The sequence below is a fragment of the Streptomyces carpinensis genome, from assembly GCF_002154505.1.
GTDB classification, from domain to species: domain Bacteria; phylum Actinomycetota; class Actinomycetes; order Streptomycetales; family Streptomycetaceae; genus Streptomyces; species Streptomyces carpinensis.
The window spans coordinates 1-10,220 of record NZ_MUBM01000286.1; the positions used below are offsets into that span (position 1 = coordinate 1).

Annotated in this window: 8 protein-coding genes; 4 read left to right on the top strand and 4 right to left on the bottom strand. The window is 70.1% G+C overall.

The genetic code is table 11. The features are described 5' to 3' along the window. Both BZY54_RS33995 and BZY54_RS34000 read left to right on the top strand, forming a co-directional pair. Nucleotides 1–1,155, top strand: a 1,155-nt coding sequence (locus BZY54_RS33995) for an acyl-CoA dehydrogenase family protein (protein WP_107419893.1), incomplete at its 5' end; no start/stop codon positions are given. 367 nt (nucleotides 1,156–1,522) lie between these two features. Further along, nucleotides 1,523–1,885 carry a four-helix bundle copper-binding protein gene (locus BZY54_RS34000; RefSeq protein WP_086729172.1) on the top strand — a complete coding sequence of 121 codons (363 nt, stop codon included), beginning with the start codon at nucleotides 1,523–1,525 and terminating at the stop codon, nucleotides 1,883–1,885. Nucleotides 1,886–1,967: 82 nt separating this feature from the next. Here BZY54_RS34000 and BZY54_RS34005 read toward each other — a convergent pair whose 3' ends face one another. Beyond that, the gene (locus BZY54_RS34005; RefSeq protein WP_086729173.1) at nucleotides 1,968–3,305 is read right to left on the bottom strand and encodes an LCP family protein; all 1,338 of its coding nucleotides are present in this window, start codon (nucleotides 3,303–3,305) and stop codon (nucleotides 1,968–1,970) included. Nucleotides 3,306–3,397: 92 nt separating this feature from the next. On the opposite strand from BZY54_RS34005, the gene BZY54_RS34010 reads away from it, so the two are divergent. Next, entirely contained in the window at nucleotides 3,398–3,982 is a 585-nt protein-coding gene (locus BZY54_RS34010) for an acyl-CoA thioesterase (RefSeq protein ID WP_086729174.1), read from the top strand. A gap of 89 nt (nucleotides 3,983–4,071) precedes the next feature. On the opposite strand, the gene BZY54_RS34015 is transcribed toward BZY54_RS34010, so the two are convergent. Next, on the bottom strand, nucleotides 4,072–5,574 hold the full coding sequence (locus tag BZY54_RS34015; protein WP_086729175.1) for an LCP family protein: 1,503 nt from the start codon (nucleotides 5,572–5,574) through the stop codon (nucleotides 4,072–4,074). Between the two features lie 128 nt (nucleotides 5,575–5,702). Between BZY54_RS34015 and BZY54_RS34020 the strand changes: the two genes are divergently transcribed. After that, nucleotides 5,703–6,731: a glycosyltransferase family 2 protein gene (locus tag BZY54_RS34020; protein WP_086729176.1), complete on the top strand. Its 1,029-nt coding sequence runs from the start codon at nucleotides 5,703–5,705 to the stop codon at nucleotides 6,729–6,731. Between the two features lie 105 nt (nucleotides 6,732–6,836). On the opposite strand, the gene BZY54_RS34025 is transcribed toward BZY54_RS34020, so the two are convergent. Further along, a complete protein-coding gene (locus tag BZY54_RS34025; protein ID WP_425276345.1) occupies nucleotides 6,837–8,525 on the bottom strand; it encodes an LCP family protein in 1,689 nt (562 codons plus the stop codon). A gap of 89 nt (nucleotides 8,526–8,614) precedes the next feature. After that, nucleotides 8,615–10,220 (bottom strand): LCP family protein (locus BZY54_RS34030; RefSeq protein WP_425276346.1); only part of this gene is annotated, 1,606 nt, incomplete at its 5' end.

The window sequence follows — 10,220 nt, forward strand, 5'->3', positions numbered from 1 at the left end:
TTCGACCTGTACCGCCCGTCCGAGGAGCACGACATGCTCCGCGACGCCGTCCGCTCGCTGGCCGAGGCGAAGATCGCGCCGTACGCGGCCGCGGTGGACGAGGAGGCCCGCTTCCCGCAGGAGGCGCTGGAGGCGCTGGTCGCGAACGACCTGCACGCGGTGCACGTGCCCGAGAGCTACGGCGGCGCGGGCGCGGACGCCCTGGCCACGGTCATCGTGATCGAGGAGGTGGCGCGCGTCTGCGCGTCCTCCTCGCTGATCCCGGCGGTGAACAAGCTGGGCTCCCTGCCGGTGCTGCTGTCCGGCTCCGAGGAGCTGAAGAAGCGGTACATGACCCCGCTCGCCAAGGGCAGCGGCATGTTCTCCTACTGCCTGTCCGAGCCGGACGCGGGCTCGGACGCGGCCGGCATGAAGACCAGGGCGGTCCGCGACGGCGACACCTACGTCCTCAACGGCGTCAAGCGCTGGATCACCAACGCGGGCGTCTCGGAGTACTACACGGTGATGGCGGTCACCGACCCCGACAAGCGCTCCAAGGGCATCAGCGCCTTCGTGGTGGAGAAATCCGACGTGGGCGTCTCCTTCGGCGCCCCGGAGAAGAAGCTCGGCATCAAGGGCTCCCCGACCCGCGAGGTGTACCTGGACAACGTGCGCATCCCCGCCGACCGCATGATCGGCGAGGAGGGCACCGGCTTCGCCACCGCGATGAAGACCCTGGACCACACCCGCATCACCATCGCCGCCCAGGCCCTGGGCATCGCCCAGGGAGCCCTCGACTACGCCAAGGGATACGTCAAGGAGCGCAAGCAGTTCGGCAGGCCGATCGCCGACTTCCAGGGCATCCAGTTCATGCTCGCCGACATGGCCATGAAGATCTCGGCCGCCCGCGCCCTGACCTACCAGGCCGCCGCCGCCTCCGAACGCGTCGCCGCCGGAGGGGGAGACGAGGCCCTGACCTACCAGGGCGCCGCCGCCAAGTGCTTCGCCTCCGACGTCGCCATGGAGGTCACCACCGACGCCGTCCAGCTCCTCGGCGGCTACGGCTACACCCGCGACTACCCGGTGGAACGCATGATGCGCGACGCCAAGATCACCCAGATCTACGAGGGCACCAACCAGGTCCAGCGCGTCGTCATGGCCCGCAACCTCCCGTAACACACCGGTTCGTACGCCGAACCCCGTCGCACCTCCGTCCCCCGGACGGAGGTGCGACGCGCGTACGGGAACCGGGCCCCGTACGGAGGTCGACCAAGTGCCCTGCGGAGACGGGGACTTGTCCGCAGGCTGCGGTGAGGCGGAGGCCCGGGCCCGGCGGGACGGACGCGGGAGATCGTCCGCGTCACCCGCGCCGACGGCATCGGCGCCGAACAGGGGCTGGGACGCAGGCGGCCGCCCTCACCCGGACGGACGTAGCGGATTGCGTGCTTCCGCCGGATGGCGGAGCGCGGCCGACGGGCGTACGACGGAAGGGCACGGGGCCCGCCCCGGGGCCCCGGCTCCCTTCGTCCCCCCAGGAGGAGCCATGACCCAGCCCGGAACCATGACCCCCATGAGCAAGGAGATGCAGGACTGCGTCGAGGCCTGCATGACCTGCCACAGCATCTGCGAGGAGGCCATGAGCTCCTGCATGCAGATGGGCGGCCAGGCGCAGATGCAGATCATGCGCGCGCTCATGGACTGCTCCGAGACGACGCGCATGTGCGCGGACATGATGATGCGCCGCTCGCCGATGGCGGGCGACATGTGCGCGATGTGCGCCAAGGCCTGTGACATGTGCGCCGAGGCGTGTATGTCCATGCCCGACGACAAGATGATGATGCGCTGCGCGGAGGCGTGTCGCCGCTGCGCGGAGCTGTGCCGTGCGATGGCGGGAGCCCGGATGTGACCTGCCCGACACGACGGCGGGGCCCCGCGGCTGTGTACCGCGGGGCCCCGCCCTTCGCCGGACCGTCTTGGCGGCCGTCCGGTCAGTTGCCGGAGACGGTCACCTTCTCGTCGTTCTTCAACTCGTCCACCAGGGTTTTGACCTTCGCCTTGTCCCAGACGAGGTTGCCGCCGGTGGAGCCGGAGACGGGCATGTTCATGGACTTGCCGTCGCCGCCGCTGACGCCCTTCATCGCCCAGAACATGGAGGCCAGGTTCCACAGGCTCATGTCCTTGTCGACGACCAGGGAGTCCAGGCCCGCGCTCATGGTCGGGTAGAACTTGAACGGGTTCAGCACCGTCGCCGGGGTGGCCACCTGGTGGGCCAGGGCGGAGAGGAACTTCTGCTGGTTCTTGGTGCGCTGAAGATCGGAGGCGGCGAAGGCGTGCCGGGTCCGGACGAAGGCCAGGGCCTGGTCGCCGTTCAGCTTCTGCTTGCCCGCCTTGAAGTCGGCGCCGGACCACTTGTCCTTGAAGGGCTGGTCGATGGTCATCTCGACGCCGCCGACCGCGTCCACGATGTTCGCGAAGCCGGCGAAGCCGATCTCCACGTAATGGTCGATGTGCAGGCCGGTGTTGTACTCGATGGTGCGCACCAGCAGCGTCGGGCCGTCGTAGGCATAGGCGGCGTTGAGCTTGTTCTGCCCCAGGGGGCCCTTCAACTTGCCGGACTCCGAGCCGCGGAACTGCGGGATCGTGACGTTGGAGTCGCGCGGCAGGGAGATCAGCGTGTCGCCGTTGTCGCCGACGTGCAGGATCATCATCGAGTCGGTGCGCTTGCCCTCGGCGGAGCCGGTGTGCAGCTTCTTCTTGTCCGCGCTGGACAGCCCGGCGCGGCTGTCGGAGCCGACGATCAGGTAGTTCGTGCCCTTGCCCGTCGCGGGCCGGTCGATGACCTTGGAGAGGTCGACGTCGCGGTGGAGCTTGGAGTCGGCCCAGAAGTAGGTCGCCACCGAGGTCACCACCAGCGCGGTGACCAGGGTTATCACGGTCCACTTGAAGCGGCGGCCCCAGTTCGGCGCGGGACGGGGACCGCGGATGCGGCCCTCGCCCGGCCCGGCCGGGCCGCCGGGGCCGTCGGCGCCGGGTCTGCCGTAGACCTGGCCGGTGTTGTAGCCGCTGTCGTAACCGTAACCGTCGTCCGCGTAACCGTCCGTGTAGCCCCCGTCGACGTACGACGGCTGCTGCGGGACTCCGTACTGCGGGGCCTCGGGCCGCCGGCCGCCCGGCCGGCCATAGGCTCCCTGCCCGGGCGGTACCGCCGGGCCGCCGCGCCGCACCTGGCGCATCACGCGCGCGCCGTCCGGCTGCGCTCCGGTGCTGCCGCGTCCGTACCGGGGTCCGGGATTGTCGTCGGACCACCCCTCGGGCCATTCATTCATGCGCCCCAGTGTGCAGGTCCCGCCCATATGGCTTACAAGGGCCGTCGGAAAATAAGGTCACCGCTGTTGCGAAGCTGACACAAATCCCCCCTATGTCGCCGCGGCATAAGGTAGAGGCCATGACAGACCAGGCCTCCGTCGCGGAATTCGGAACCGCGGATATCCCGGGCAAGCCGACCTCGGCGTCTCGGACCACCCTCAGCCACATCATGACCCACAACGACACCAACCTCCTGGGCACGGTGCACGGCGGGGTGATCATGAAGCTGGTCGACGACGCGGCGGGCGCGGTTGCCGGCCGGCACAGTGGCGGCCCCGCCGTCACCGCCTCCATGGACGAGATGGCGTTCCTGGAACCGGTCCGGGTCGGCGACCTCGTGCATGTGAAGGCCCAGGTCAACTGGACCGGCCGGACCTCCATGGAGGTGGGGGTCCGGGTCCTCGCCGAGCGCTGGAACGAGTCCACCCCGGCCACCCAGGTCGGCTCCGCCTATCTGGTCTTCGCCGCCGTGGACGCCGACGGCAGGCCGCGCGCCGTGCCGCCGGTCCTGCCCGAGACCGAGCAGGACAAGCGGCGCTACCAGGAGGCCCAGATACGCCGCACCCACCGGCTGGCCCGCCGCCGCGCGATCAAGGAACTGCGGGAGAAGCGGGCGGCGGAGGGATTCGAGGACTGAGACCTTTGTCTCCACTCTCATCCCCGTCTCTCCCGAGGGCCCCGAACGGCCTCACCGTTTTCTCACCAGACTCGCCGGTCTCCTGCGCCTCAGCCGCACTGCACCTCGTCGCCCCTGACCACCCGGGCCGCGCCCTGCGCGGGGTCCTCCACCCGTAGCTTCCGCACCTGGCGGAAGTCGCTTCCCGTGATCACCTTGAGGGTCGCGCCCTGCCCCGGTACGGCTCGCAGTTCGGCTCCCGGCAGCGCGGCGGCGAGCGCCCTCGCCGAGCGGTCCCACCGGGGGTCGTACAGCACCACGGTCCGCTTCACCCCGCGCTGTTCGGAGTCCACGGGGGCCTTGGTCGTGACGAACCCGGCCCCGGCCAGCGCGGTGTCCACGCGTCTGCCGAGCCCGACCGTGGTGGTGCCGTTCTCCACCTGGACCCGGATCCGCTGCGGGGGGACCTCCACGGCCACCGTGCTGTCCGGCCGCCGGGACGGCTTGCGCACGGCGAGCGGACGGTCCTCACGCAGCGTCCGGAACAGCTGGTCTGCCTTGGCCCGATCCCACTTCACGGTCGAGCCCAGCCCATTGACGGGGAAGGCCGCCTGCTCGACCGGGACGGTGGTGAACTCGGACGAGGAAGGGGAGAAGTTGCGCATCGCCCGCCCGAGGTCGAGCAGTTCGTCGGTGTGGAAGCCCCGGTCGGCCCGTACCGAGCCCAGCACGGCCCGGGTCACGTCCCGGAACTTCATCGGGTTCAGCAGCACCCGGGAGGAGGTCGCGCGCTCGATCAGCGCGGCCAGGAAGCGCTGCTGGCGCTGCATGCGGCTGAAGTCGCTGGCCCCGTCGACGTGCCGGGAGCGGACGTACTGCAGGGCCTGGCCGCCGGTGAGGGTGTGGGTGCCGGCCGGCAGGTCGAGGCCGGTGTAGGAGTCCTTCATCGGTTCGGCGGTGCAGATGGGGACGCCGCCGAGGACGTCGACCGTGCGCATGAAGGTGGTGAAGTCCACCTCCAGATAGTGGTCGATCTTCAACCGGGTCATGTCCTCGACCGCGCGCACGGTCAGGTTCGGGCCGCCCTCGGCGTAGGCCGCGTTCAGCTTGACCGGGTGCGGTCCGTGCCGCTTGCCGGTGCTCGCGTCGACATGGGCGGGCAGCTCGGTGTAGGAGTCGCGCGGCAGACTCACCACGCTGGCCCGTTCCCGGTCCGCCGACACGTGCACGATCATCATCGTGTCGGTGCAGTGGCAGGGCTGTCCGCCCAGACGGTACGCGCGCCGCTCCTGCGCGCTGATCCGGTCCCGGCCGTCGGTGCCGACCAGCAGGACGTTCATGCCGTTGCCCCTGGGCGGGCGGTTCTTCATGTCCCTGAAGGGGTCGACCCGGGCGATGTCGGCGTCCAGGCTGGAGACCACCGCGTGCCCGATCCCGGCGGAGGCGAGCACCACCACCGACAGCGTGGTCGCCGCCCGCATGGCCCAGCGTGGTCGGCGTCGCGGCACGGGCGCGTACGGCACGCGGGCGGTCCCCTGCCGTGCGGTGGTCTGTCGCGTCCCGCGCCGGGGCTTCGCGGTGGACCGGGGCGGCCGGGGCGACGTGGTGGACATGGGGGGACACCTCCGCATATGGCGTGGGTGGACACCGTGAGCACCGTAGGGCCATACGATCTGCGCACCGGTGCAGTGACACCTGCGGCGCGCACCCGTGTCCCCCGTACGCGGTAACGTGAGCACCGATGAACGCCAAGCCCGACGTGCGGCTCCCCGCCGTGTCTGTGATCATGCCCGTCCTCAACGAGGAGCGGCATCTGCGCGGGGCCGTCGAAGCGATCCTCGCGCAGGAGTACGACGGCGAGATGGAGGTCGTGATCGCCCTGGGTCCGTCCACGGACCGCACGGACGAGATCGCCGCCGAGCTCGTACGCGACCACACGCGTGTGCACACGGTCCCCAACCCCACCGGCCGCACCCCCGCCGCACTCAACGCCGCGATCAAGGCATCCCGCCATCCGATCGTGGTCCGTGTCGACGGTCACGGGATGCTCTCGCCCAACTACATCGCCACCGCGGTACGGCTCCTGGAGGAGACCGGCGCGCAGAACGTGGGCGGCATCATGCACGCCGAGGGCGAGAACGACTGGGAGCACGCGGTCGCGGCGGCGATGACCTCGAAGATCGGTGTGGGCAACGCGGCCTTCCACACCGGCGGCGAGGCCGGCCCGGCCGAAACGGTCTACCTGGGTGTCTTCCGCCGTGCCGCCCTGGAGCAACAGGGCGGCTACAACGAGGAGTTCATCCGCGCCCAGGACTGGGAGCTCAACTTCCGCATCCGTGAGGCGGGCGGCCTGATCTGGTTCTCGCCGGAGCTCCGGGTCTCCTACCGGCCGCGCCCGAACGTGAAGGCGCTCGCCAAGCAGTACAAGGACTACGGCCGCTGGCGGCACGTCGTCGCCCGCTACCACGAGGGCTCCATCAACCTGCGCTACCTCGCCCCGCCGACCGCCGTGTGCGCGATCGCGGCCGGGATCGTGGTGGGCGCGGCCCTGACCCCCTGGGCCCTGGTGATTCCGGGCGGGTATCTGGCGGCGATCGTCGCCGGTTCGCTCCCGGCCGGCAAGGGCCTGCCGCTGGGGGCCCGGCTGCGGATACCCGTGGCCCTGGCCACCATGCACATGTCGTGGGGCTGGGGCTTTTTGACCAGCCCGAAGGCGCTGGCGAAGAAGGTCATCGCCTCGCGGCGGCCGGCGGTCGTCACCGCCGACTGAGCACCGGGCGAGCGTGTCGAGGGCCCCTCCCCGTGCCGGGGAGGGGCCCTTCGCGCGACCACCGGCGGGCGGGGCCGTACGAAGGCCGGCGGCGGGCGTGTACGGCTACCAGCGGTAGGGCGCGTACACGTCCATGCACTGCTCGGTGTCGGCGCCGTTGATGGCGTCGGAGTTCTTCGGGATGTCCCCGGCCCTCGGCGCCGCCTGCTGCGGGTAGCTGGTGCCCGTGCGCCAGTCCGCGCCCACGACGACGGTGACACCGGAGACGTCCGTCGACTTCTGAACCGAACTCGTCGGGATGCCCAGCGCCGTCGCCACGCGCTCGGCGTCGCCCTTCAACTCGGCGCTCGGGTAACGCACGACCGTCTCGTCCACGGACGGCGTCGTCGACGCGTCCGCCGCGGCCCTGGCGAAACCCTTCTGCACGAGTTCCTGGCTGATGTCCCTCGCCCGGTGGGAGACCGGGCCGAGCGTGGACGTGCGGGTGCCGTTCTCCACCGTGACGCCGATCTGGCCGTCGGGGTGCGCGGGGTCCGCGGACGCCTGTGCCTGGTCGGCGCCTCCCTTGCCGCCGTTCCCGGTCCCGTCCTTCCCGCCGGAGTTTTTGCCGTCGGACTTCTCGCCGTTGGCGTCGAAGGACACGTCGTCGCGGAGCATCTTCCACACCTTCTCGGCGCCGGCGCCGTCCGGTACGACGTGGTCCTTGTTCTGCGGGTCCTGGACATTGGGCATCGTCGTCATGGTGATGCGGTTGGTCGGGACCGTCTTGAGCTGCATCGCCAGGTCGTACAGCTTCTTCACCGAGCCGATCTCCTCGGAGACCTGGAGCGACTTCGTGGCCGCCTCGGCCAGGTCCATCAGGCGGCCGGTGTCGGTGAAGATGCTCTCGCCCTTCAGCGTGCGGATCATCGAGTTCAGGTACATGTGCTGGGCCCGGGCCCGCAGCAGGTCACTGCCCCAGGCGTGCCGGGTGCGCAGCCACTGCAGGGCCTCCTTGCCCTTGACCTTGGTCGTGCCCGCCTTCAGCTTCAGTCCGGAGCCGCCCGGCACGCCCGGCAACGGGCGGTCCCACACGTTCTGCCGCGTGCAGACGTCGACGCCGCCGATGGCGTCCGCCATCTTCACCACGCCGGCGAAGTCGATGGTCATCCAGTGGTCGATGTAGACACCGGTGAGGTTCTGCCAGGTGGCGAGGGTGCAGCCGGCGCCGCCGCGGGCCAGCGACTCGTTGATGATCGCGTTGGTCGGCGGGTAGTTGTGACCGGTCTTCGGGTCCGTGCACTTGGGGATGTCGACGCGGGTGTCGCGCGGAATGCTCACCACGGCGGCGCTCTTGCGGTCCGCGGCCAGGTGGATGAGCATCTGCACGTCGCCCAGCGGCGGGTTGCCCCGGTTGTCCCTGCTGCCGCCCAGCGCGACGTCCTCGTCGGAGTTACGGCTGTCGGAGCCGATGAGGAGGATGTTCACAGGCGTCTGGCCGGCCGAATTCGGCTTCGCCTTGTGCGCCTTGGAGTCCCCGCTGCTGCGCACGCCCTTGCGGATGTTGCTGTTCAGGTGCTCGTAGTAGAGGTATCCGGCGCCGGCCGTGCCGAGTATCACCACCGCGAGCACCGTCGCCGACCAGCGCAGCACACGCCGCTTGGGACGTCTGCCCGCGGTGCCGCGTCCGCCGCGGCCCCCATGTCCTCCGCCACCGCGCCGGCCGTGGCCGCTCGATGCTCTCCCACCCCGCGACGCGAGGGGCACCGCGTCTTCGACCGCAGGCCCCTCCCCGCGCAGATCGCTCTGCGTCAACTCCCCATCCTCCCCACCCTGAACCGCCGAACAGGCCCGTCATGCGCCCTGTTAGACGCACGACAGGCCCGAAGGGTGGCGCGGTGCGCTCAACTGGCGCACTGAACCTTGTCCGCCGTGGACTTCGGCACGTCCGGTGCCTTCGTCGGAGCGGTGAGCGACACTCCCGCGCCCTTGAAGTCCTTGCCCAGAGTCAGCGTCATCGCGGGCAGACCCTGGGAGTTGGTCACGCTCTTGCCCGGCTTCAGCGCGGACCCGGGCAGGCCCATGAGCGCGGCGAGCTTACGGGCCTGGTCGGCCTGGTCGGGCGCGTACTCCAGCGTCGTCTTGTCGAGGTTCTGGGGCGCGTTCCCCACGTTCTCAGACTTGGTGACGCTCTCCTGGTTCTGCAGCCAGCTCAGCGTCTGCTGTGCGGAACCGGGGGGAGCACCGCCGTTGAAGATCCGCACCCGCACGTCGGAGGCCGCCGACTGGGAGCCCTCGAGCCGGGCCGACTCGGCGTCCTTCGCCGCCTGCTGCTTCTTCTTCACCTCGGTGAAGGAGACGTCGCCGCGGATGGTGTCGAAGACCTGGGGAGCCTTGTTCGGGTCGACGATGACCGTCTTGTGCACGGCCCCGTCCGCCGGGTTGTCGAGCACCGGCACGGTCAGGAAGGTGATGTTCTTCGGCGGCACCTTCTTCAGCTCCAGGGCGATGTCCTTGAGCGTGCTGACCTTGTCGATGCCCTTGTCGACGGTGAGTGCCTTGGTGGCGGCGTCGGCGAGGTCGTAGAGCTTGGCCGGGTTGGTCAGGGTGTCGCCGGAGGACATCTTGCGCATCAGCGAGCTGAGGAACTGCTGCTGCACCTTGATCCGGTCCAGGTCGCCCTGGTTGCCGAAGCTGTGCCGGGTGCGGACGAACGCCAGCGCCTGCTCGCCCTCGATCTTGTGCGAGCCGGCAGAGAGCTTCAGGTGCGAGTCCTTGTCGTCGACGGCGTGCTTGAGGCACACCTCGACCCCGCCCACGGCCGTCGTCAGGGTCTTCACCGCGTTGAAGTCGGCCATCATGAAGTGGTCGGGCGCGATGCCGGTGACCTCCTTGACGGTGCGCATCGTGCAGCCCGGGTCACGGCCGTCCTGGCCGAGGCTCGTGTTGAAGCGGACGTTCGGCGTGCCCGAGAGGACCTTGGTGGTGCCGTCGGGCTGCTTGGTCGGGCAGTCCGGGACGTTCACGATCAGGTCGCGGGGGATGCTCAACGCGGTCGCGTTCGTACGGTCCTTGGAGACGTGCAGCAGGATGTTCGTGTCCGCGTGGCCCACGCTGCCCTTGTCGCCGTAGCCCTCGTTGCCCTTGCCGGTCCGCTTGTCGGTGCCGATGATCAGGATGTTGAAGGCCTCGTCCTTGCTGAAGCCGTTCTTGGCCGCATCGCCCACGTCCGTGCTGGAGATGTTGCCCTCGAGGTGCTTGAGGATCAGATAGCCGGCCGTGCCGACGCCCACCAGGACGAACGCCATGGTGCCGCCGGTCCACATAAGGACCTTCTTGGTCCTCGACTTCCTCTTCTCCGGCCGGCGCCCCCGCCGTCCCGGCAGCGGCTCCGGCGGCGGCGCGCCACGGCGGCGGCGCGGACCGGGCACGGTGCCAGGAGCCGTCTCGCGGGTCTGCTGTCGTCCGGGGGCCGGCTGCCGCCCGGATGCGGACTGCCGTCCAGGCGCG